Consider the following 21,909-nt stretch of genomic DNA (forward strand, 5'->3'; position numbering starts at 1 on the left):
GATTCGTGGCCACCATCAACGTGACTTCATCTAAAATATACCTTGTATTAAGAACATGCTAACCGTTCGTAAAAGTACACTTCTACGAATAAAAAGAGGAGGAACTTTAAATGAAGTTCCTCCTTTCAATATATTTTGAAATACTATGCCCTTAATATGTCGGCTCTAAAGCCTTATCTTATAAGCTTTTGAATGTATCATTTTTTCTAGCAAGTTCAACTTTTCTTCTTCTTCATATTAAGTCAATGGAATCAGGGATTTGAATGTAACTTACTTAGACTTATGTTACATTCAGATTCACTAATTTTTCCTAGGGTTCTGAAATTCCATTAGCAACCATTAACAAGAATATGAAGCCCGACAATACTAAGAAGAAAACGCCGTTTGCAAGTACACTAAAGAGAATAATCGGTATCTTTTTTGTTCTGATCCCCAAAAACATAGCGACCAAAAAACCAATGTCGATTAATAAATACAACACAATACTGATCCATAAATTCGTATTGGGAAACTGTCTGAAAATCAGCAGAATCGCTAATGCAACAACAGGCAAAATCATGGTTAGAATAATTGGTTTTGCTTCGTTCTGACCTTCTTGAACTTGAGTTCTCATGCTTTCACCTCCGGTTCCTTTCCTTTTGTAGAAACCACTTTGAATGTAACTTAATTGCTAATAAGTTACATTCAGATTGCTATAACTTAATAAAATCTGAGTACTGGATATCGAACCTCTTGATTAGTGTTTCTTCTAACTCAGTCAAATATCGATCCACTGCTTTCAGTAAAATATCGGTGGTTATCGTCTCTTCATGTTTAAATTCTTGCCAAATCGAAAAGAGATGCCACTTATTTTCGCTTTCTTTAATAAATGCTAAGATTGGTCCTTCTCTTTCATCATGCTCCATTGTGAAGTAATAAAAGTTGGCGATTGCATTTGAATCTTTCACCCGCCATTCTTTCAAATGGACTCCTAATTCAAGTAGCGCAAGAGCAGGATCTCTAAAGAAGCAAGAATGATCAATTGAAATATTCAATTCTCCCTCTACATTGGGCGCACTTACACACCAATAAAATACGATCGTATTTTATTGGTGTCGTGCTCCACTTTTACAAGTGGTTTAAAATTCGCTGCACTCATGTATTAGTTAAGGTCAAAATCTATTAAAAGAGAGAAGTAGGAAGGAAGAAAAGAGCATAAGGAAAACATGATATCACTTGTCGTGATATATCAGGCAGAGCCTGATGTTTTAGTGATATCGTGTTTAATTAGTAATTGCACAGTTTATGCATATCTTTCAATTTGAAATTGTATAGTTTGTGCATACTGGGTCCAGTTATAAAAATGGTTACCTGATAATGTTTTTATTCTTAGCATACGCTATAAGTGTTTTGGTGGCGGTACCCGTATCAAAAAAAGCGCTCCTTGAATAAGAAGCGCTTTTCTAACTGATCAGTTTTTTGTAGACTTTGAAAAGTTTATTCTTGATCCAATCGCGATAACAATAATTGCTACTAATCCTATGATGTTAATAGTTGTTCTAGTGGTTTCACTATCAACAAATAGATTAATAAAAAATGAACCTGCTACTATCAATACAAGAAGAAAAAATAGACTTTTTTTCATAATGTCCTCCTATTAAATCCAAAATATGTTAACGTTATTTGTGAGGAAAATAGTTACATACAAGTACAGTGTAAAGGAGTACTCTAATGAAGAAAAGTCTAAAACAATTGGTTATTGCAATGTGTTTATCTTTAATTTTTACTACAGTCTTTGCTATACCAGTAGCTAGAGCAGAAAAAAACGCTGATGTTTCTGATGAACAAATTAATTCAGAAGTTGAACAAATGAAGGAAACATTAGATCCTTTATTAAAGTTAATTGACCAAATGCCGGAAGAAGTTGCTGAACAAGGCATTGACTCTGGTGTGAAATGGTTAAATCAAAATAAAGGTGATGAATTTAAAGAATATAAATTTGTGGCCGATGGCGAAAATTTAAAAACTATTGAAATAAAAGAACCTGGTCAAATATCTACAATGAGCGTTTGGTCATGTATTTCTAGTGCTGGTAAAGCTCTAGTGATCAATGCGTTACCATGGGCGAAAATTTTAAAAGTGAAGAAAGCTGCCAAATTAATGGGTGGTTTAAACTCTATGACAAAAACTATTATCACGGCATACAAACACCAAAGAAACTTAGGTCTTTCTAAAACAAGTTCAATTAAAAAAGCTGTAACTTTATCAACAAAAGCATTACCAAGTGAAACACAAAAAGCTGTTTTAGAGTTTTTTAGTTTAGGTGATGTAGTAGATAATTGTTTTTAAAGACAAACATCAACCGATTGCGATTGAACTGAACCCCAAATGGCAGACACTTTAAAAAGTGCCCCCCATTTGGGGTTCAGTTCAGTACCCTTTTGCGAGCGTTTTTTTATTACGGTATCGCGAAAGTGGTAGGTATATATTTGATGAATTTCAGGAAAGCATCCTTTTTTACATCACGTTTTGAATGTAACTTAATTCACAATAAGTTACATTCATCGCCGTTATTCTATGCCCTGATTTATTTTAGTAACTTTCAGATAAAGTTTAAATTGCTTATAAATCTGTTCAATATTTTCATTAGATCTGAGTTCAGCATCACGTTCAATGCCATGAACTAGGGCTTTTAGTAAATCGTTAAGCTGGCACTTATTTATAAAAATTCTTTCAGTTTTTAAATCATCACCTTTTACATAAATGGTTAGGGTCACATTTCTTTCATCGATTAATTCAAATTCCCATCTGTATTCAATCGGTTCATCCAACATAATAAAGTCGATTTTCTTCCTCGGAAATGGAGCCAGATTCGGGACTATCTGATAAACAGCATTCAGTAATTCTTCTAAAGGATTATTGAGGAGGTAGGAACAGAGAAACTCAAAATTGTGACTGCCAATACAAATGTGTCCTGATGCCCAGCCATTATCGAGGTGTTTATACTGGAACTTAACGTTATGTGACATTAACTTTTCCTCCTCCTTTGCTTTAAATTCTCTTAATTTAATAAAGCGAATGTAACTTAACTGCACATAAGTTACATTCAGTTCCTAGCGTTTCCTTGAAACCTTGCTCTTAGATGCCACAGTGACTTATGTACTTCAGTTAATCCCAGTGATTAAAGATGATTTGTCCTATCGTTTCAGGTTTCCAATAAGCGATTTGTTCCAATTCGGCACTGTTTAATTCCATCTTCAATAACGAACTTTGGTCAACTGAAGCGTTGAGTACCGCTGTACCGGTTACCTGATAGAAAGAATCAAAAAGGGCATGAAGGGCTGGCACATCGATGAACTTAATATCCCCAAGTTCAACGGAAGATGCAAAAGTCAGGTAAGGGTAATGCTCATTCAACAGGATATAAATTAACTCCTTGGATATCTCGACTTGAGCACAGTAAAAATTGGCGGGATATTGAGGTGGACTTATGCTTATAACTCTTCCTCTAATGCGAGATACAAAATCGAAGCACAATTGCTTGAATTGCTTCCCGTTTAGACTTCGTGGTTCACTATCCTCAGCCCGATAAAAACCTGTGACACCACTGGGGAGATTCATACTGTGTTCACCACCCATTTCGCATAAATTAGTGTATGGCAAATTAGCTTTACCGTTCGCCATTTCAAATCTTCTTATTGAACTGAAATACAAAAATTTAGGGCATCAGTCAAAGCTTTCTACTTACAAAAATTTCTAGCTTATATATTCTTAATATACATAGACACTATGGGAAAGGCTAGTTCAATTTGCAATTAAAGCGTTCGTAAAAGTACACTTTTACGAACAGTTTAATAATGGCTAAAAACAATCAAAAGAGCGTTCGTAAATGTACCAAACGACTTTGCGAACGTTCGCGAAGTTGCATAAACTTTTCCGAACGCTTTTCAGGTATAATAGGAGGAAAGAATCATTTATAGAGGTAAATTATGGAACATCGTATAATTGGTCCTGTGGCGCTTGTATTTACTGCTGCTGTAACTGCCGTAGTAGCCGCAGTTCAGGCATATGGTTCGAACGATATGACATTAAAAATAACTTGGATCTTATCGCCCACTGCTAATCCGAACATAACTTGTCAAATCGTAAGTAAATGCAGGATGTAGACGAATTAATACCTTTGAGGTGTATTACAATGGAAATGAACAAGAAACTTAATTTGAGTATTATAATAATGATAATTTGTGTTGGAGTAGCAAGTGCTATTAATATTTATTTTATTGACAACTTATTAATCGAAATTTTGGTTTGGATTATCATAGGTACGTGTCTACCAATGGCTATAGGTCTCAAACTACTTCGGAAGAAATAGTAGAGGGAGAAATACTTAACTTATCAAATGAAAAAGACTGTCGGATTTAACTAATCTGATAGTCTTTCCTTCATTCACTCCCTGTATCCTTAACGATTTCGATTATGCCTTCTTTACTGTTCCAGTCTTCTTCAATAAGGATCGCTTCGCTCGTTATCGTTCCGGTCAAACACAAGCATAACGCTGTTTATACTTAAGCTCTATGAAGTGTTTATTTAATATAATTGAAATTAACGTTTTCCAAAAACCAGAAAGGAAAATTATTTAAAATATCAATCAGTAGATTGTCTCTATCTTTCTACTTGATTTGATTAGGAATAATTCGGTAATGAGGATGAAAAAAATTCTAAACAAAAAAAACCTATTCATCTTGCTTTTCACACTGGCTTTACTCGTCATTCTGAGCTTCGCCATCTCTTTTATATGGTCTCAAAATACATTTGAAGCGGTAGATGCTGATCAAATCGAAATGGAGGAAGTTATCGAACCTGAGGACGGATGGTATATCTATAGAGCAGAAAATGCCGAAAAAGGTTTGATTCTCTATCCTGGTGCAAAAGTCGAGCCTGAAGCATATGCATATTTAGCACAAGAATTATCCAAACAAAATATCACAGTTGCTATTCCTTCAGTCAGATTAAATTTATCAATTTTAGATGTGTCAAAAGCGGATGAAATAATAGAAAGTGACGACAGCATCGAGTGGTATGTTTCGGGCCATTCCATGGGAGGCGCAGCGGCAGCTATGTATGCCGATCAGCATTTAGATCGCGTAAACGGACTCATATTACTTGGGGCATACGCAGCAAGCAATGACTATTTAAGTGAATCCAACTTACCCGTTTTATCCATAAGCGGTTCAGAGGATGGCTTAAGTACGCCTGAAAAAATTAAGGAAAACAGCTCGAACTTACCGCAAACAACAGATTTCATTGAAATTCCAGGCGGAAATCACGCTTATTTTGGCGTATATGGGAGTCAATCCGGCGACAATGAGGCGCAGATCACCGTTAGTGAACAACAAGAAATCATTGTCGATTTAATTGTTGATTGGTTAGAAAATGATCATTCTTTAAGCCAAAGTGGGTCATGAAAATTTATTAGTTCTATTCAATAGGGAATTGTATTTGATATAGGCAATCTTCTATTTTCGTAACTAAGGTCATATTATCTATATGGCTTTTTTTGATTTCTCTTGATTTTTTAAACCAAATCAAATAATATTACGTTATACGATATAACGTAAAACGTAATAAAAATTGAAAGGAGGAGAAAATATGGTTAAAAGTAAATTCTCAGAGCCTTCCCTGTTGATTTTGATCAGTCTGGCTGAACAAGATCGGCATGGCTACGCGATTATGGAAGATATTGAAAAGAACTACAATATCAAGTTAGGACCAGGCACATTGTATGGAGCGATTTCGCGTTTAGAAAAAGCCGGTCATATCAGTGCTGTTGAATCTCAGGAGCGCAAAAAACCTTATCGATTAACAGAGGAAGGGCACGCCTATTTAACCGAGCAAATTAGGGAAATTCAGAAGGTGACCAATATAGGAATGAAGAGACTAGGAATAACATGAGATGGCTTATTTATCTATATCCCAAGACTTGGCGGAAACGTTATGGTGACGAGTTAACCGACATATTAAAGCAAACAGATGCGTCGTTCAAAACCATCATGGATCTCTTCACAGGCATTATGGATGCCTGGCATATAGAGATAAATGAAAAGTACAATTATGGCTACCGCATCGTTCAATTGTTAGTGGCAGCCACCATAGTCAATGCTTTTCTTGTTTTGAATTTAAAACCATTAGGGGAGGCTACCGAAGTGAATATCTTTGCAACGATTGTCGTATTAATTGCTATGTTGTCCTTATTTTTGTCTGTTGTTACCCTTGGAGTGAGTATATATAAGTATGGTCGAGAAGGTTTTACCCTCAAACCCAAATTATCAAAAACAGCGGTTGGTTTAATGGGTGTTTATGGCGTGTTTATCACGACATTTCTAGTTCTCATTAATTAGAATGGTTACTTAATACGGCTAATATTGATAATTATGCGATATTTGGACTTTGTTTAATCGCTATTTACTTTTGGGTTTCCAATACGAACTCAAAGTTTTACTTGATTACGTTTCTTCCAATTATTTTTGATTGCCAAAAGACATCAAAAGATATATTGAATGGAAACAGAAAAAATCAGATTCTGCCTCCCAGCATTAAGTTGCTTGGGAGTTTTTTTAATGGCAAATACGTTTTCACTCATATAGTAATAGTTTACGACAATAAAATTTATAGGCAACTCACGATATATCAATTATAATTGGAAATAATATGTAACATTATGGAATTACGGGGGTATCTGATGGGTACATATAAAGAGTATGAAAACCTACTTAAGATGTCTTATAACGAAACCGTTGAATTTTTGCTCAAGAAGTACGGCCCGTCTAAATATGATTATTTCAGCGAAAAGTCGTATCGACGATTTATGAATGGCGAGATTAAAAACATCACATCGGGGAAATACAAACGAACTAGTGAGGGACTATATTGCCATCACATCGACGAGATCAAAGAATTAAAGATATCGGATCAGTGGTTCATTAAAGAAAACAAAATTCCATTCGAATACCAACGGAAAGAGAGGTTGGTTTATTGCGATTTGATTGAACACGCCATCCTGCACGTCTTAATAATTAAAGAGGCACCGCCTGAACTTGGAGCAATGGGATACGATGCTTATTTAAAACCAATGATTGAAGAATGGTATGTAGACAAATATATCCCCAAACCTGAGTGGATGAAGGCCTGTCGCCAAAGAGCCTTTCTAAGCGACGACGAAGCCATCCTTATTGTGAAAATGATGGAAAAATCATTAGGCAGAACTTATCACGATACACCGTTCGATTTTTACGAGGCGAGACGTAGAAGGAACGAGGAATTCAAAGAAGAGATGGCAGAACGTCGCAGAAAAGCAGATAAAGAGTGGGAAGAAATATCGAAGGTCTATAGAGAACGAGAAGAACAGGCTCAAAAGAAAAAAGTGGAAGAGTTTTATTACACTTATCCAAAATTTAAGGATATGGGCATACACCTTGAAACTCCACGAACGAAAGTGATTGGCTTACTATATGACTACAAATATAAGGATACTTATAAAACGAAAAAAGAACTTAGCTTAGCAATGAACCCTTTTATCAAAGACAAGCTTTTCGAAGAGTTATATTTGGCGCTTGAGAATAACTAAAAAAAGAAGCGTCTTGAGGCTTCCAGCGCGAACTGAATCCCAAATGCAGGGCACTTTTTAAAGTGTCTACCATTTGGGGTTCAGTTCATTAGCTGCCGGGTGTTTTTATTAAATTGTCCACTAAATGGGGCTCAGTTCAAATGCTGATCACGGTGGGTTTTTTATTAGTCCTGATTTAGCATAGTTTAGTTGATAACCCCTATTGAATAGGGTATATTTAAGAGAGTATATGTCACCCGTTAAGAGGTATGTATGAAAAGAACCTTTGTCTATGTAGAAAACTTTGATCAAAATTGGAAAAAGCAAGGACTAGGGGCTGCTGAACAGCGCGAACTCGAACTTCAACTGCTGACCGATCCTGGACAAGGGGACGTCATCACGGGGACCGGTGGCCTTCGGAAAATGCGTTTTTCACCGGAACGTGAACATCAAGGAAAAAGTGGTGCGTATCGTATCATTTACTTGGATATCCAGACGTCCTCCCATACGATTTTGCTGCTGATTTACGCGAAGAACCAACAAGGCAATTTGAAACCAGACCAAAAGAAAGCGCTCAAGCAATTGGTAGACCAATTAAAGAGCTTTTATAGTTCTGAAAGGATGGATGACCAATGAATGAAGACCAATTGTTTCACGAACTAAAAACGAGTCTAGGGCAAGCGATTGAATACGCAGAAGGCAATTCGACCAAAGCCCGCAAGAAAACGGTCGCGATCAAAGAACTCGCCACTTTTTCTGCGCAAGAAATCAAGGACTTGCGTCTACAGATGAACTTAACACAGAAGTCATTTGCGGCCTTGATGGGCGTTTCCACTAAAACAGTAGAAGCATGGGAACGAGGAACAAACCATCCGAGTGGTACGGCTCGCCGTTTGTTGGAAATTCTGAAAAACGAACCTCATGTTGCGGAAGACCAACAAATCGTCTCTGTCTAATCCAGTCCAACCAAAAAAGCGTACCCGGCTGTTCAATCATGGCCGGGTACGCTTCTATTCGTCACTCATGTATTTCACAATTTGCTTTAGGCCCTCTTTGCTGATCCAGGCTTCGCCAATCCGAATGGCTTCTTCCGTAACTTTCCCCGTCACGGCACAGACATAGCGTTGTCGATGAGGCTCGACGATAATTTGTCGATCGTTATGTGTGATATCGACCAAATCGCCTTCGTGCAGCTGAAATATCTCTAAAATCTCTTTTGGGATCACAATACGTCCTAAATTGTTAAGCCTTTTTGTATGCACACTCTTCCCCCTTACTCTTGCTTCGTAATGGCTTCTATCTCCTGATCGATTTCCTTCAATTTGATTGCTTTTTTCACAATGTCTATATTTTTCAAGTTGTTAGCTCCTTTCATTTGTTAGAGACTCTAACAAGTGAAAAAGTTTCAATGATACTTTTTATATTTATTTTTAAAACTTCCTAATTTCCGATATGATTTTCGAGCTCTTCAGAAATTTCATTTCTTCCCTACTTTCTTTTCAAAAGAAACATATAAGGCTATTTAAAGTTTGATAGGAGGAATAGTAACATTCCAAGCCAGTCAACATTGCTAGGATTTATCTTTTTTCTCAAGTGTACAACATGAAAATAGAATTTTTTGTAAAAAATAAATTTGAAGCGTTAGTAAATGCATGAACCGACTTTACACACGCTCTTCAATTAACCCCATCCCCCTGTTTCCGCAGCGAAGGATCCTCAAAAATTTTTAACCAAAGAAAAACTGCCGGGAAGCTTCCCGGCAGTTTTAGCTATCTTTAGATGGAGTTTTCTCCAGTATTCGTGCGTATCGCTTTATCTTTATCTTTTTCATTCAATTCGTGGAGCAATTTTTCGCCTTCAATGTCTAAATCCGGAAGAATCTTGTCGAGCCATTTCGGCAGCCACCAGATTTTGTCGCCGAACATCGACATGACGGCCGGCACGAAGATCATGCGGATGAGGAAGGCATCGACGAGGATGCCGAATGCTAAGGCAAATCCGATTTGCTTGATCATGATGTCATCCGTGAAGATAAAGCCGGAAAATACCGAGACCATGATCAATGCGGCGGCGACCACGACTTTACTCGCTGTCTTGTAGCCGCTGACGATGGCCCCATCGCCTTTTTCACCGTGAATATAGGCTTCGCGCATCGACGACACAAGGAATACTTGGTAATCCATGGCGAGCCCGTACAGGATGCCGGTGACCATGATCGGGATAAAGCTCAACAACGTTCCGCCGGTATCGATTCCGAAGAGCGATCCGAGCCAGCCCCATTGGAAGACTGCGGTTGTGGCGCCGAATGTTGCCATGATGCTCAACAGGAAACCGACCGTTGCCTTGATCGGGATCAAGATCGAACGGAAGACGACTAACAGGATAAGCAGTGACAGCACGACGATAATGGCGATATAGATCGGGAACACTTCAGCCAACTTCTCCGAAATGTCGATATTGACCGCCGTCAAACCAGTCACGCCGATTTCTGCATTGGTGTTTTCAGTAGCTGCGGCATCTGTCCGTAAACTTTCCACCAATTGTTTTGTCGCTTCATCTGTTGGTCCGTTTTCAGGAATGATGCTGATGATGGCGATTGTTCCATCTTCATTGAAGCCGCCTGGAGATACTTCCGCTACGCCGTCAAGCTGTGAGATATTGCTGAGCAGTTGGAAATATTCCTGCGGATCTACTGCAGCTGCATCCTGGTCTTTGGCCACGACAAGAAGCGGGCCGTTAAAGCCTTCGCCAAAGCTGTCGGAAATGACGTCATAGCTCTGCCTTACAGCGGTGTCTTGATTGGCGCTTTCGCCCGACGGCATACCGAGGTTCATCTGTGCGACTGGCACTGCGAGTGTACCGAGAACGATAATGACCAGTAAGACCGCGACCCATTTCGTTTTCAATAAGCCGGTGATCCATCCTTGAGCAAAGCTTGGTTTCGAGCTGTTGTTCGTTTGAGCTTTATTTCTCGTTTTGGCTGAGACGATCCGCTCCCCGATCAAGCCAAGCAACGCCGGAAGCAGTGTGAGCGCGACCAGCACATCAATCAGCACCGTCAGTGCGGCGACGATTGCCATGCTGCTGAGGAACGAGATGCCGATGACCAGCAAACCGCTGAGCGCGATGATGACGGTCAAGCCGGCAAAGAAGACCGCGCTGCCCGCTGTACCGACTGCACGGGCAGCCGCTTCTTTAGCGGGCAATTGTTGTTCGTTGATCAGTTTGCGCTGTCTGTTAACAATGAACAAGGCATAATCTATGCCGACAGCAAGGCCGATCATCAAAGCGAGAACCGGTGTCAGGCTGTTGATCTCGAACATGCTCGACAAGGCGAATGTTCCGCCAACGCCCACACCGACGCCGATCAATGCCACGACTAGCGGCAAGCCTGCGGCGATTAATGAGCCGAGCGTGACGACCAGGATGACTGCTGCGATAGCGAGCCCGATGATTTCATGCGTGCCGCCGATCGGGATATCGACGCCTTGCAGCGCGCCCGTCGGAATGACCGTGATGGAAGAATTGTCTTGAGCGATATTTGCGGCATCTGCAAGTTCTTCGCGTTCCGCTTCGCTCAAATCTTCCGCTGTTTTGGTCAGTTGGAACTGGAATAATGCAACCGTGCCGTCTTCTGAAATTTGGATTCCCGGGACCGGCATTTCTTGAACGATGAACGGCCGGTGGTTGACTTCAGACGCCGGGAGCTGGCTCATCATGTCTTGCAGTCCCTGCAGCTGGGCCATTGCTTCTTCGTCTTGCAGCATGTCCATTGGATTGACGACATGATCTAGTCCATAAATTTCATTTGCTGCCATGGCTAAAGCTTGGGCATTGGCCGGATCGTCAATGGCTTCCCCTTCCGGCACTTCGAACAGGTAACTTCCCTGCCCGCCGGATGCGGCTGGGTATTCTTCCGCCAATTCGTCCAGTACGTCCTGTGCGGCGGTGCCGTCAATTCTTGTTTCGCTGCTTGTATTCACGCCATTCGTTACGATGGCTGTGATGATGACGCCTAAAATGAGCAGCCAGCTGGCAATGAAAATCCAAGGCTTGCTATAGGCTGTTTTTCCGATGCTGTAAAAAAATCTCGACACATGTGCAACTCCGTTCTCTACTTTTGTTAGTTAAAGCCTTTTCGTAAATGGCCAAAAACGATATCGATGTATTGGTTAAACTCGTTATCGGTCTCGTCCTGCTCCCCGTCTTCCGGTAATTTGACGGCGATGCTTTCATCCAGCACCGGCAAAATCGCACCAAATACGGCGCCGATCAGAATAGGGTAATACTCTTCCGGATAATCGCTGCCGAACTCTTCACTGATGCCGCGTTTCGCAAAATTTTGCACTTCCATCAATGCGCCGGTTACATACAGCTTGAGCGAAGGATAGTTGCGCGACAGTGAAATGAGCTGGTTGAGCCGCCTCAATTTATTGATCGTGAAACTTCCCCGGATGTACAACTCGATGGTATCCAAAGGCGTATACTTTTCTGTGGAGAATGAGATTTGGCTGTCGCGCTCTAAATAATCATTCATCGTCAAGGAGTTGGCGATCGCTTCTTCTTTGCATGAAAAATAATTGGCAAATGTCCGGCGTGAATAGCCTGCCGTATTGACGATATCTTCCACTACAAAACCGTCCACGCCATGCTCCACTGCCAAGTTAAATGCAGCTTCGGCCAAGGCCTGGCGAGTCGCGATTTTTTTCTTATCCCGCAAACCGCTGTCAGTCATTCCATCACCTCATTTTTCAATTCTTACATGTTATACCACAAAAATTGCTCAATGTGCAATTTTTCCCTTTGGGCAATTATACAAAAAACGGATCGATTGGTTGTATAATGGCTATTATCACCTGTACGAAGGAGGCTCTTATGAAAACTCATTATTATTTAGGTTGGTTTAGTGAGTGTTTTCCGGAAAACCTAAGCAAAGCCTTAAGGGAAGACCTTCCAGAACGTAAATCGCTCGTGATGATCAGCTCAGATCCATCAGACGCTGAAGTCGACGGCGTTGTGGAACGTGCCTGGCTCCATCAGGCAGGTATTTCATTCGATGAATATCATCTAATCGATTCGCGTGTAGAGCAGGAAGTGGCCCATGCCTTAATCAGAAATGCCTCGGCCATTTTTCTATTGGGCGGAGATACGCTTAAGCAAAACCGGTTTTTGACGGAGTATGATTTGGCGGAGCCTATCAAAACGAGCGCCGCCTTGGTCATGGGGGCCAGCGCCGGGGCGATCAATATGTCCGCTAAATGGAAGTGCTCGGAACGCTTTGGATATGCTGTCGACATGGACACCGTTTGCGACGGCCTCGCGCTAGACCCTTTTTCCGTGCTGTCCCATTTCGACCTCGAAAACAATATGGCACTCCTACAAGAAGAGCTGTCTGCCCTGTCAGATGAAATGAACGTGTACGCGTCAAATAAAGACTGTGCCTTGCGCTCAAAAGGCGGCAGCATCGATATTTTGGGCGATGTCTATGTTATGTCGCGCTCAGACATCCGGAAACTGGAGGAGACTTTTTAGCTTCGTTAACTGTATCGATGGGCAAAATAAAAAACGTTCAGCAAGCACAGTTTCATGCTTGCCGAACGTTTTTTTGGTGGATTTAAGCATCTTGGCAATTAACGATGGTTCTCCCTAAATGCTTGCCGTTTTTGATCGCCTCGATTGTTTCAGGGACTTTTTCGAGCGAGACTTCATCCGTCAAAGTTGTTTGGGTGATGTTCCAGTCGGCCGCCATCTTGTCCCAAATCGCGCCGCGTTTTTCGATCGGCACGTTGACCGAATCGATGCCAAGCAAATTGACGCCTCTTAAGATGAACGGCAGCACCGTCGCCGTCAGTTGAAGGCCGGCTGCGTTGCCGCACATGCTCATGCTGCCGCCGTAGGAAATTTGCGGGATGATGACCGACGCCACATCGCCGCCGACCGTATCCAGGACATAGTCGAATTTCGGCTTGTTCAATGGTTTTTTCAGTTCGCCCAGATCATCCGGGAAAATGACTTCGCTTGCTCCCAGTGATTTCGCTACGTCCACTTGATGGTCTTTACGCACCAAGGCCGTGATATTGGTGTAGCCGATTTTGGAGAGAATCTGCAGCGCGACACTGCCGACGCCGCCAGTCGATCCTGTAACCAGTAGCTCCGGATTATTTTTCGGGTCCATGCCGTTTTGTTCAAGCGCTTGAATAGATAAGGCCGCCGTGAATCCAGCCGTCCCGAACACCATGGCGTCTTTCAAGCTCAAGCCGTTCGGCAAAGGCACGATCCACTGGGCCGGCACGCGGGCATATTCGGCGAAGCCGCCGGTATGGCTCATGCCCATCTCAAATCCTGTAACGACCACTTCCTGGCCTTCCTGGAATCGCCCGTCTGCTGTATGTACAATCGTTCCGCTGAAGTCGATTCCGGGAATCATCGGGTAATCGCGGATGACTCCGCCTTTTTTCTGTACCGCGAGCATGTCTTTGTAATTGATTGACGAATACGCCACTTTCACCAAAACGTCTCCTTGCGATAATTGTTCTTCGCCGATTTGTTCCACGCCGTAGGTCACTTCATCTTCTTGTTGTTTAATGACAATCGCTTTAAATGGATCCATGAAAATCCCTCCTTGCTCTTCTCTTCCCGAATCAGCGTTGTGGCATGCATTATCTGGAGAGATCCTCTTGCACTATTTTACTGCTGTGAGCAAACCCATTCTTTGACATTGATTTATCCAGCAATTATATTAGACTGGTCGGTTTAATTATTTAAAGAGGTGAATTATGTCTAAACCCAATACGAAAGTGGCGTTGATCGAGGCTGCTTCCAGATTGTTCCGCCTGCACGGCTACGAAGGGATCAGTCTTAATGATATTTTAAAAGAGATCAATATTCCTAAAGGTTCCCTGTACCATTATTTCCCTAATGGCAAAGAAGAGCTGGCTGTCGAAGCCATTCATCATACCAAAGATATTGTTTTGGCATGGATTGAAGAGTCGTTCGAACAAATTGGCGATCCTGTCAAAGCGGTGCAAGACCATATTCATCAGTTGGCCGCTCTATTGAAAGATGAGACAGAACCGGTCGGGTTTCCGATTGGGACGATTGCGGCTGAAAAATATTCGACCAATGAACCGATCAGGTCCGCGTGCCAAACAGCATTCGAAGAGTGGAGCGAACTATACTCCACTAAGTTTTTTGAAGCAGGATACAGTGAAAAGCTGGCTAAAGATTACGGGGTGTTCATTCTGGCCGCGATCGAGGGAGGCATTCTTCTTTCACTTACTACCAAAAGCGAGGAATCGCTTTTAATCATCGCCGATCAAATTCCTTTCATCTTGTCAAAAAGAGAGAATTAGAATCAGGCATTTCAGAGAGGAATGGATAAAATATGACAACTATAGCAGGACAGCAACAAGAAACCATCAAAACGACTCCTATTTTAATTTCATTCTTAATTGCAGGCTTCATTGGATTGTTCAGTGAGACTGCGCTCAATATGGCATTGGGTGATTTAATCCAACAATTCGGTGTGGGATCGTCCACCATCCAATGGCTCACGACCGGATACTTGCTGACACTCGGCATACTGGTCCCTGTCTCGGGCTTATTACTGCAATGGTTCAGCACAAGACAGCTATTCATTGCCGCTCTGGCCTTTTCAGTGACCGGCACCTTGATCGCTGCACTGGCGCCGAGTTTCAGCATTCTCATGGTGGCCCGGGTCATCCAAGCAATCGGTACCGGCTTGCTTTTGCCGCTCATGTTCAACACCATTCTATTGATCTTCCCCATTCATCGCAGAGGCGCGATTATGGGATTGATGGGCTTGGTCATCATGTTCGCTCCGGCGATCGGGCCGACGATTTCCGGATTTTTAATTGAAAACTTAAGCTGGCATTGGATTTTCTGGGTGTCTCTTCCGTTTCTCGTGTTTGCATTGATTTTCGGCATCATGTTCATGCAGAACGTTAGCGTGATCACAAAACCTAAGATCGACATTACTTCCATCGTGCTGTCTTCCCTCGGGTTTGGCGGCATTGTTTATGGATTCAGCACCGCTGGGGAAAGCGGCTGGGGCAGTTTCATCGTAATCGCATCCCTTGCGATTGGATTTGTCTCGCTGTTCTTGTTCTCCATCCGCCAATTCAAAATGGACCAGCCGATGATTAACCTCCGCGTCTTTAAATACCCGATGTTCACACTTGGGCTTGCGGCCGTTTTTATCGCGTTCATGGTCATCCTGTCATCAGCCATTCTGCTGCCGCTTTATTTGCAGACAGGACTTGGCTTGGCAGCTGTCACAGCCGGGCTCATCCTCCTGCCGGGCGGTGTGTTGAACGGATTGATGTCCCCGATTACCGGGCGGATTTACGATAAATACGGGCCGAGAGGATTGGTCATTCCCGGGTTTTCCATCATCATCATTACCTTGTGGAATTTGTCTGGCGTCACGACCGCCACTACAGCAGTCGCGATAGTCGTCTTGAATACTCTTTTGATGATCGGGGTTTCATTGGTGATGATGCCTGCCCAAACCAATGCATTGAACCAATTGCCAAAAGACTTGTATCCGGACGGCACCGCTTTGATGAACACACTTCAGCAAGTATCCGGCGCCATCGGGACAGCGGTCGCTATCACCATCATGTCTTCGACGCAATCGACCTATATGCAAAATGTATCCGATCCAAACAGCGCTTCCGCTATTCCCGAAGCACTGACGGCCGGCGTGCAAAATGCCTTTACATTCGGTTTGGTACTCGCTGTGGTCGGCTTGGTGATTTCTTTCTTCATCAAATCCGTCCATCTGGCGCCAGAAAAAGCGCCGCAAGGAGAAGTTGTCGAAAACACTTAAAAATGAATGAACGATCGATTGAGCCAGGTTCCATTCATTTCATGATTGACTTCTTTTTTAATCCAGTTATAATGAGAAACAATATCTGCATAACGAAGATTTGCCCGAGCATTTCGGAGTATAAGAACAAAAGCGATGATAAGAACGAGTACCTGTGACTGAAGCAGACAGAAAGTGGCCGGTTGATGAGAGGCGCATGCGGTGTCCGGGGAAATACCTCTTTGAGCTGTGTACCGAACCTTCAGTAGGCTACACCGGAGTTGCATCCGTAATCCATGCAGGAGTATCGCTTCGGCCGTACTTTCCAAGGGAAGCTGTGCGAGCAGTTTCCAAACTAAGGTGGTAACACGCATATCCGCGTCCTTTAGGGTTTTTCCCTAGAGGGCGCTTTTTTGTATTCTTATCGATTTTGCGATATGACTATTCCAAGACAAGGAGATGTTAGCATGCGACTCACACCCGTTGAACAAATGAAAATCATCGAAAAAGGAGCAGCCGAAATCATCGAGGAAGGCGAATTGCTCGAAAAGCTCGAGCGCTCATACAACGAACAGCGCCCGCTCACCATCAAACTCGGCCTCGACCCGTCCGCACCTGATATCCACCTTGGCCACGCAGTAGTTTTGCGCAAAATTAAGCAATTGCAGGACCTCGGCCACCAGGCGGTCATTTTGATCGGCGACTTCACCGGGCGCATCGGCGACCCTTCCGGCAAGGCGAAAGGACGGACCGCGCTCAGTGACGAAGAGGTCCGGCAGAATGCGGAGACTTACTATGAACAGATCTTCAAAGTGCTCGACAAAACGAAGACAACGGTGCGCTTCAATAGCGAATGGCTGTCGAAACTTAATTTCGAGGAGGTCTTGAAGCTTGCCGCCAGCACGTCGGTCGCGCGCATGCTCGAACGCGACGATTTCCAGAACCGCTACCAAAACCAGTCGCCCATCGGCATTCACGAGTTTTTCTACCCGCTCATGCAAGCCTACGATTCCGTTGAACTGAAAGCGGATATCGAAATCGGCGGCACGGACCAAACCTTCAATATTTTAATGGGCCGCACGCTGCAAAAGCATATGGGCCAGGAAAAACAAGTCGCCATCTTTATGCCGCTGATCGAAGGGCTCGACGGCGTGGAAAAGATGAGCAAAAGCCTGGGCAATTACATCGGCGTCAGCGAAGCGCCTGAAATCATGTTCAAGAAAGTAATGGAGATACCGGATCCTTTGGTCTTCAAATACTTTGAACTGACGACAGATGAGCATCCCTTGGCTATCGAATCCTTACTCGACCGGCTTGAAGACGGTGAAAACCCGCGCAATATCAAATTGGAACTGGCGGAAATCATCACGGCGCTCTACCACGGCGAAGACGCGATGAAAGAAGCGAAACGCTACTTCGAAACCGCCTTCCAAAAGCGTGAAATCCCGGAAAATGTCCCTTCGCTGCTGGTGGAAATCGGTAAAGAACGCATCGAAGAAATCATTCCGCAGTTGGTAGAGTCTGGATTTGTCCGCAGCAAAAGCGAATTTGTGCGGCTCATCGAACAAAACGGCGTATCGTTCAACGGCGACAAGCTGACACGCGAAGAACTCGACACCGTCGTCCATAACGGCGACGTCCTGCAGATCGGCAAAAAGCGCTTTGTGCGTTTTGAAAAATAGTCATAGGAAAAGGCGCAGAAACGGATATCCGTTTCTGCGCCTTTATTTAATTTATTTTTTATACTGCATATAAACAACTTGGGTCGCAAGGAAGTCTTCCATGCCGTGCTTGCCGTCCGCACCGCCGAGGCCGGATTGGCGCATGCCGGCGTGATAGCCTTGCACTGCTTCGAAGTTTTCGCGGTTGACGTAAGTCTCGCCGAATTTCATTTCATTGACGACGCGCATTGCTTCGTTCAGGTCGTCTGTATAGACAGAAGAAGACAAGCCGAAGACCGTGTCGTTGGCCATTTCAATTGCTTCTTCAATAGTGCTGAACGTCGTCATCGGAAGCACCGGTCCGAAAATCTCTTCACGCATGATATCGGAATCGTGCGTCACGTTCGTTAAAATAGTTGGCTTGTAGAAGAACCCGGCCAAATCCGCGCGTTCCCCGCCTGTCGCAACGGTCGCCCCTTGCGACACAGCGTCTTTAACCATGCCTTCGACAGTCTCCAAACGGTCTTGGCTGATCAGTGGCCCCATTGTGACGTCTTTGCTTTCTCTCGGGTCACCAAGTTTCGTCGCTTCGAATGCTTGGATAAGTTTTTGGCTGAGCTCTTCCGCTACGCTTTCATGAACATAAAGGCGCTCAGCATTCGTGCACGCTTGTCCACCGTTTGCGAGTCTTGACGTGGTGATGGCTTTTGCGGCTAGGTCCAGGTCGGCATTCTGCGTGACGATGGCCGGCGCCTTGCCACCAAGTTCGAGATTGACTTTGGTGATGTTTTGCGCTGCCGCTTCCATTACTTTCGTGCCGGCCGGCAAGCTGCCTGTCATGGTGATCATTTGGACTTTTTTATGCGAAGCCATCGCGTTGCCAATCTCAGAACCGGTGCCGGTTACGACATTGTAAACGCCTGCTGGGATTTCTTCCATCTCGTCGACAAGTTTCGTGAATTCCATTGCCGTATTCGGTGTCTGCTGGCTCGGCTTGATGACGATTGTGCAGCCTGTAACAAGTGCTGTCGCGACTTTTCTCGCTAAAATGAATATTGGGAAGTTCCATGGGATAATTCCAGCCACAACGCCGATCGGTTTTTTGTAGACCAGAATGTTCTCATTTGGCCGGTCGCTCGGCACGATTTCCCCTTCAATCCGTCTCGCCCATTCGGACATATAACGGAAATAATCGATCGCCAAATCTACCTCGCCGCTTGCCAGTTCATAGTCTTTCCCTTGTTCTTCCTGCAATAGGTCGATGAACTTGTCGCGGTTTTCCGCAATTTTATCGCCCAGCTTGCGGACGATTTTCCCGCGTTCGATATTCGGTGTCAGTTCCCATGCCTGTTGTGCCTGGTGCGCCGCTTCTACGGCTTTATCGACATCTTCTTCAGTGCCTTTCGGAATCTTGGAAATCACTTCTTCCGTCGCTGGGTTGATGATGTCGATCCATTCGTCTCCAGTGGACTTTATATATTCGCCGTTCACATACATTTGGTGAGTTTGCAAAAGATCTCCTCCTAATTTTTCTATTAGTAGGTTTTTCCCTTTCCAGTTACCGGTAAACTTGGCCTTCTGCACTAACCTGCTTAGACAGAACTTAACTGTTACCCAATGGCAGGCTTCCCCAAAAACCGTGTTTCCAGTTCATGTTCATATTCCAGACCTACACGGTAAGCCTTGGCCTCAGGACGTGAACTGACAACGCTGTGCAAGTCCTGCCCGATAAAATGAAGCGCCACGCCGTCATCTGCGGCGAGTCCCGGCTTGATCTGCCCTTGTTTGAACAATCGCTGATACGTCGGACGCCGGTGCGCTTCCCCGTCGTAATGGGGGCAGTTACTGCCGGGCAAAAAACCTAAGCAGTTCAGCGGATGCAGTTCTTCGCCGAAAGAATCGGTGACGCCTTGTTCAAACCAGCAAATCGACCCCGCACTGATGCCTGCCAAGACGATTCCTTGGCTCCAGGCTTTTTCGATAATAAGGTCCAAGCCCCATTCCTTCCATAGCGCAAGCAAATTTTTCGTATTGCCCCCGCCGACATACAAAATGTCCTGCGACAACACGAACTGTTCGAGCGCTTGCGCTGGCGGCTTGAATAACGACAGATGTGTAGGCTCGCAGTTTTGCTGTTCGAAGAAATCGTAGAACCGGGTGATATAGCTGTCGGCGTCCCCGCTCGCTGTTGGGATAAAGCAGATCTTCGGCGTTTCTTTCGCCGATTGTTCCAATATGTATAGATCGAGCAATGGATTTTCAGGCTCCATCGAGAAGCCGCCTCCACCCAGTGCGATAATCTGTTTCATAACCTTCTTCCTTCCGGTTTGGATTTATACTTGGCCGCTGCACTCGCTTTAAAGCGCCATCCCCTTCTCTTGCACTTTTATTGTTCTCTCTTTAAGGCGGAGATTCCTTCGCAACCGCAAATAAGCTATTTGCTTTAATGCCGTTTTCTTCTATATAATGTGACTGTTTCCGGAAATCGAACACCGGACGCCTTAAACCGCTTAAATGTCTACCATCTTTCAGCTAAGCTGGATGCTTGGCTTCTTTTTATTGCTATTATCTGCTATATTCAAAAAAATGAAACTTTCGCATACATCGTCCGTATGTTAAGAGAGGTGAAAAAATGGGATTTTTAAATCGTTTATTTGGCGGGACAAACAAAGAAACACCGAAAGCAGAAAAGCGGACTTTGCTGAACCTGCGCGTCGGGGATTTTGTGTCATACGATCTTGCGGATTATGAAGTCGCCGGAAAAATCCATTATAACGATAGCGGTTATACTTGGTCTGCCTATCAGTTGGTTTCTGCCGGCAAAACTTTGTGGCTCAGCGTGGAAATGGATGATGAATTGGAAGTTGGGATATATGAAACGGCCCACCTCCCAGGACTCGAACCCGGCGCCAAGCAAGTTTCATATGACGGCCGTTCTTATCACCTGGAAGAACGCGGCAAGGCTTTCGTGAAAGCGGAAGGCAGAAGCCAGAACGTTGACGGCAAAAGCATGGACTACTATGATTACTCAGACGAATCAGGAGAGTCATTTTTATCCGTCGAGGTATGGGGCGGCGATGTCGAAGCCAGCCACGGCTATGAAATCGAAGAATACGAAATCACTATTTTAGCAGGAAGCTAAAAGACTGGAGGAAACAATATGTTTCAATTTTTCAAGAGAGTAAAAACTTACGTAGGGTCGGAGTTAAACGCGGCGCTCGATAAAGCGGAAGATCCGGTGAAAATGCTTGAACAGTTTATGCGGGAAATGTCGATGGATATCCGCGATGCTGAAACAGCAGTGGCCAAACAGTTGGCAAATGAAAAAATGCTGAAGAAGAAATACGACGACGCCAATAGCATGGTGGAAAAACGCCAGCAGCAAGCAGTACAAGCGCTTGAAGCAGAAAATGAAGAATTGGCCCGCCGTGCACTTGAAGACAAGCAAAATCACGCAAAGCAAGCGGATTCCCTGAAACAGGCCCATGAGCAAGCGGCAGCTGATGCCACGGCTCTTCGTGGACAGTTAGCTGAAATGAAGCGCGAGTATGAAGAAATGGAACTCAAGCAGGATTCCTTAAAAGCACGTGCCGAATCTGCCAAAACACGGACCAAGATTAACCGCACAATGTCTTCTGTAGGGGGCGACGAGTCACGGCGCGGTTTTGACCGCATGGAAGAAAAAGTCATGCAGTTCGAAGCGGAAGCCGAAACTTCTGAAGATTTGCGCGCAGGCGGACGCAGCCTGGACGATGAATTTGCATCGCTCAATAAAGGCGATGCCGTGGATGATGAGCTGGCGGCCCTTAAGAAACAGTTCGGAAAAGAATAACGAA

At 43.9% G+C, this 21,909-nt stretch carries 24 protein-coding genes and 1 other annotated feature; of the genes, 13 read left to right on the forward strand and 11 right to left on the reverse strand.

All coding sequences use genetic code 11. From position 1 onward, the window contains the following. Positions 1 to 310: 310 nt before the first annotated feature. The 3 genes from G3255_RS16820 to G3255_RS16830 all read right to left on the reverse strand — a co-directional run bounded on the left by G3255_RS16820 (position 311) and on the right by G3255_RS16830 (position 1,624). Positions 311 to 613: a hypothetical protein gene (locus G3255_RS16820; protein ID WP_211655522.1), complete on the reverse strand. Its 303-nt coding sequence runs from the start codon at positions 611 to 613 to the stop codon at positions 311 to 313. Between the two features lie 79 nt (positions 614 to 692). Then, positions 693 to 1,079: a DUF7878 domain-containing protein gene (locus tag G3255_RS16825; RefSeq protein ID WP_442757094.1), complete on the reverse strand. Its 387-nt coding sequence runs from the start codon at positions 1,077 to 1,079 to the stop codon at positions 693 to 695. A 371-nt stretch (positions 1,080 to 1,450) separates the two neighbouring features. After that, the gene (locus G3255_RS16830; RefSeq protein WP_211655524.1) at positions 1,451 to 1,624 is read right to left on the reverse strand and encodes a hypothetical protein; all 174 of its coding nucleotides are present in this window, start codon (positions 1,622 to 1,624) and stop codon (positions 1,451 to 1,453) included. Between the two features lie 86 nt (positions 1,625 to 1,710). Between G3255_RS16830 and G3255_RS16835 the strand changes: the two genes are divergently transcribed. Further along, the gene (locus tag G3255_RS16835) at positions 1,711 to 2,328 is read left to right on the forward strand and encodes a hypothetical protein (RefSeq protein ID WP_211655525.1); all 618 of its coding nucleotides are present in this window, start codon (positions 1,711 to 1,713) and stop codon (positions 2,326 to 2,328) included. Between the two features lie 221 nt (positions 2,329 to 2,549). Here G3255_RS16835 and G3255_RS16840 read toward each other — a convergent pair whose 3' ends face one another. Further along, positions 2,550 to 3,008 (reverse strand): hypothetical protein, encoded by a 459-nt coding sequence (locus G3255_RS16840; protein WP_211655526.1) that lies wholly within the window; start codon positions 3,006 to 3,008, stop codon positions 2,550 to 2,552. Between the two features lie 139 nt (positions 3,009 to 3,147). After that, positions 3,148 to 3,663, reverse strand: a complete 516-nt coding sequence (locus G3255_RS16845) for a hypothetical protein (protein WP_249222156.1) — start codon at positions 3,661 to 3,663, stop codon at positions 3,148 to 3,150. A gap of 1,022 nt (positions 3,664 to 4,685) precedes the next feature. Between G3255_RS16845 and G3255_RS16850 the strand changes: the two genes are divergently transcribed. From G3255_RS16850 to G3255_RS16875, 6 genes are all read left to right on the forward strand, one after another. Continuing rightward, a complete protein-coding gene (locus G3255_RS16850) occupies positions 4,686 to 5,444 on the forward strand; it encodes an alpha/beta fold hydrolase (protein ID WP_211655527.1) in 759 nt (252 codons plus the stop codon). A gap of 184 nt (positions 5,445 to 5,628) precedes the next feature. Further along, complete coding sequence (locus G3255_RS16855; protein ID WP_211655528.1) at positions 5,629 to 5,931, forward strand: PadR family transcriptional regulator; 303 nt, start codon at positions 5,629 to 5,631, stop codon at positions 5,929 to 5,931. Further along, the gene (locus tag G3255_RS16860) at positions 5,928 to 6,377 is read left to right on the forward strand and encodes a hypothetical protein (protein WP_211655529.1); all 450 of its coding nucleotides are present in this window, start codon (positions 5,928 to 5,930) and stop codon (positions 6,375 to 6,377) included. The genes G3255_RS16855 and G3255_RS16860 overlap by 4 nt, the downstream gene beginning before the upstream one ends. Before the next feature lie 341 nt (positions 6,378 to 6,718). Then, entirely contained in the window at positions 6,719 to 7,603 is an 885-nt protein-coding gene (locus G3255_RS20135; RefSeq protein ID WP_249222157.1) for an SAV1803-related protein, read from the forward strand. Positions 7,604 to 7,855: 252 nt separating this feature from the next. Beyond that, positions 7,856 to 8,218 carry a type II toxin-antitoxin system RelE/ParE family toxin gene (locus G3255_RS16870; protein WP_211655530.1) on the forward strand — a complete coding sequence of 121 codons (363 nt, stop codon included), beginning with the start codon at positions 7,856 to 7,858 and terminating at the stop codon, positions 8,216 to 8,218. Beyond that, entirely contained in the window at positions 8,215 to 8,538 is a 324-nt protein-coding gene (locus G3255_RS16875; RefSeq protein ID WP_211655531.1) for a helix-turn-helix domain-containing protein, read from the forward strand. The genes G3255_RS16870 and G3255_RS16875 overlap by 4 nt, the downstream gene beginning before the upstream one ends. Before the next feature lie 54 nt (positions 8,539 to 8,592). Here the strand turns inward: G3255_RS16875 and G3255_RS16880 are convergent, their stop codons facing one another. From G3255_RS16880 to G3255_RS16890, 3 genes are all read right to left on the reverse strand, one after another. Next, the gene (locus G3255_RS16880; RefSeq protein WP_211655532.1) at positions 8,593 to 8,844 is read right to left on the reverse strand and encodes an AbrB/MazE/SpoVT family DNA-binding domain-containing protein; all 252 of its coding nucleotides are present in this window, start codon (positions 8,842 to 8,844) and stop codon (positions 8,593 to 8,595) included. A 513-nt stretch (positions 8,845 to 9,357) separates the two neighbouring features. Further along, entirely contained in the window at positions 9,358 to 11,679 is a 2,322-nt protein-coding gene (locus tag G3255_RS16885; protein ID WP_211655533.1) for an MMPL family transporter, read from the reverse strand. A gap of 26 nt (positions 11,680 to 11,705) precedes the next feature. After that, positions 11,706 to 12,317 (reverse strand): TetR/AcrR family transcriptional regulator, encoded by a 612-nt coding sequence (locus G3255_RS16890; RefSeq protein ID WP_211655534.1) that lies wholly within the window; start codon positions 12,315 to 12,317, stop codon positions 11,706 to 11,708. 140 nt (positions 12,318 to 12,457) lie between these two features. Here G3255_RS16890 and G3255_RS16895 point away from each other — a divergent pair, with 140 nt between their 5' ends. Then, complete coding sequence (locus G3255_RS16895) at positions 12,458 to 13,114, forward strand: Type 1 glutamine amidotransferase-like domain-containing protein (RefSeq protein WP_211655535.1); 657 nt, start codon at positions 12,458 to 12,460, stop codon at positions 13,112 to 13,114. Between the two features lie 82 nt (positions 13,115 to 13,196). On the opposite strand, the gene G3255_RS16900 is transcribed toward G3255_RS16895, so the two are convergent. Further along, on the reverse strand, positions 13,197 to 14,192 hold the full coding sequence (locus G3255_RS16900) for a YhdH/YhfP family quinone oxidoreductase (protein ID WP_211655536.1): 996 nt from the start codon (positions 14,190 to 14,192) through the stop codon (positions 13,197 to 13,199). Between the two features lie 166 nt (positions 14,193 to 14,358). Here G3255_RS16900 and G3255_RS16905 point away from each other — a divergent pair, with 166 nt between their 5' ends. From G3255_RS16905 to tyrS, 3 genes are all read left to right on the forward strand, one after another. Further along, entirely contained in the window at positions 14,359 to 14,934 is a 576-nt protein-coding gene (locus G3255_RS16905; protein ID WP_211655537.1) for a TetR/AcrR family transcriptional regulator, read from the forward strand. 32 nt (positions 14,935 to 14,966) lie between these two features. Then, positions 14,967 to 16,433, forward strand: coding sequence for a DHA2 family efflux MFS transporter permease subunit (locus G3255_RS16910; RefSeq protein WP_211655538.1), 1,467 nt, complete (start codon positions 14,967 to 14,969; stop codon positions 16,431 to 16,433). 126 nt (positions 16,434 to 16,559) lie between these two features. After that, positions 16,560 to 16,801 (forward strand) — a binding site (T-box leader). A gap of 78 nt (positions 16,802 to 16,879) precedes the next feature. Further along, positions 16,880 to 18,094 (forward strand): tyrosine--tRNA ligase, encoded by a 1,215-nt coding sequence (gene tyrS / locus G3255_RS16915; RefSeq protein ID WP_211655539.1) that lies wholly within the window; start codon positions 16,880 to 16,882, stop codon positions 18,092 to 18,094. A gap of 51 nt (positions 18,095 to 18,145) precedes the next feature. On the opposite strand, the gene aldA is transcribed toward tyrS, so the two are convergent. Then, the gene (gene aldA, locus G3255_RS16920; RefSeq protein WP_211655540.1) at positions 18,146 to 19,585 is read right to left on the reverse strand and encodes an aldehyde dehydrogenase; all 1,440 of its coding nucleotides are present in this window, start codon (positions 19,583 to 19,585) and stop codon (positions 18,146 to 18,148) included. Between the two features lie 98 nt (positions 19,586 to 19,683). Further along, complete coding sequence (locus tag G3255_RS16925; protein WP_211655541.1) at positions 19,684 to 20,382, reverse strand: Type 1 glutamine amidotransferase-like domain-containing protein; 699 nt, start codon at positions 20,380 to 20,382, stop codon at positions 19,684 to 19,686. 323 nt (positions 20,383 to 20,705) lie between these two features. Here G3255_RS16925 and G3255_RS16930 point away from each other — a divergent pair, with 323 nt between their 5' ends. Together G3255_RS16930 and G3255_RS16935 are read left to right on the forward strand one after the other, a co-directional pair. After that, positions 20,706 to 21,215, forward strand: coding sequence for a DUF4178 domain-containing protein (locus tag G3255_RS16930; protein WP_211655542.1), 510 nt, complete (start codon positions 20,706 to 20,708; stop codon positions 21,213 to 21,215). Between the two features lie 18 nt (positions 21,216 to 21,233). Continuing rightward, complete coding sequence (locus G3255_RS16935; protein WP_211655543.1) at positions 21,234 to 21,905, forward strand: PspA/IM30 family protein; 672 nt, start codon at positions 21,234 to 21,236, stop codon at positions 21,903 to 21,905. The last annotated feature ends 4 nt before the right edge of the window (positions 21,906 to 21,909 follow it).

It is taken from the genome of Planococcus sp. MSAK28401 (genome assembly GCF_018283455.1).
GTDB classification, from domain to species: domain Bacteria; phylum Bacillota; class Bacilli; order Bacillales_A; family Planococcaceae; genus Planococcus; species Planococcus alpniumensis.

Coding starts and splice junctions, on each gene's coding strand:
- G3255_RS16820 (WP_211655522.1), bottom strand. CDS start 613: ATGAGAACTCAAGTTCAAGAAGGTCAGAACGAAGCAAAACCAATTATT.
- G3255_RS16830 (WP_211655524.1), bottom strand. CDS start 1,624: ATGAAAAAAAGTCTATTTTTTCTTCTTGTATTGATAGTAGCAGGTTCA.
- G3255_RS16835 (WP_211655525.1), top strand. CDS start 1,711: ATGAAGAAAAGTCTAAAACAATTGGTTATTGCAATGTGTTTATCTTTA.
- G3255_RS16840 (WP_211655526.1), bottom strand. CDS start 3,008: ATGTCACATAACGTTAAGTTCCAGTATAAACACCTCGATAATGGCTGG.
- G3255_RS16845 (WP_249222156.1), bottom strand. CDS start 3,663: ATGGCGAACGGTAAAGCTAATTTGCCATACACTAATTTATGCGAAATG.
- G3255_RS16850 (WP_211655527.1), top strand. CDS start 4,686: ATGAAAAAAATTCTAAACAAAAAAAACCTATTCATCTTGCTTTTCACA.
- G3255_RS16855 (WP_211655528.1), top strand. CDS start 5,629: ATGGTTAAAAGTAAATTCTCAGAGCCTTCCCTGTTGATTTTGATCAGT.
- G3255_RS16860 (WP_211655529.1), top strand. CDS start 5,928: ATGAGATGGCTTATTTATCTATATCCCAAGACTTGGCGGAAACGTTAT.
- G3255_RS20135 (WP_249222157.1), top strand. CDS start 6,719: ATGGGTACATATAAAGAGTATGAAAACCTACTTAAGATGTCTTATAAC.
- G3255_RS16870 (WP_211655530.1), top strand. CDS start 7,856: ATGAAAAGAACCTTTGTCTATGTAGAAAACTTTGATCAAAATTGGAAA.
- G3255_RS16875 (WP_211655531.1), top strand. CDS start 8,215: ATGAATGAAGACCAATTGTTTCACGAACTAAAAACGAGTCTAGGGCAA.
- G3255_RS16890 (WP_211655534.1), bottom strand. CDS start 12,317: ATGACTGACAGCGGTTTGCGGGATAAGAAAAAAATCGCGACTCGCCAG.
- G3255_RS16895 (WP_211655535.1), top strand. CDS start 12,458: ATGAAAACTCATTATTATTTAGGTTGGTTTAGTGAGTGTTTTCCGGAA.
- G3255_RS16900 (WP_211655536.1), bottom strand. CDS start 14,192: ATGGATCCATTTAAAGCGATTGTCATTAAACAACAAGAAGATGAAGTG.
- G3255_RS16905 (WP_211655537.1), top strand. CDS start 14,359: ATGTCTAAACCCAATACGAAAGTGGCGTTGATCGAGGCTGCTTCCAGA.
- G3255_RS16910 (WP_211655538.1), top strand. CDS start 14,967: ATGACAACTATAGCAGGACAGCAACAAGAAACCATCAAAACGACTCCT.
- tyrS (WP_211655539.1), top strand. CDS start 16,880: ATGCGACTCACACCCGTTGAACAAATGAAAATCATCGAAAAAGGAGCA.
- G3255_RS16925 (WP_211655541.1), bottom strand. CDS start 20,382: ATGAAACAGATTATCGCACTGGGTGGAGGCGGCTTCTCGATGGAGCCT.
- G3255_RS16930 (WP_211655542.1), top strand. CDS start 20,706: ATGGGATTTTTAAATCGTTTATTTGGCGGGACAAACAAAGAAACACCG.
- G3255_RS16935 (WP_211655543.1), top strand. CDS start 21,234: ATGTTTCAATTTTTCAAGAGAGTAAAAACTTACGTAGGGTCGGAGTTA.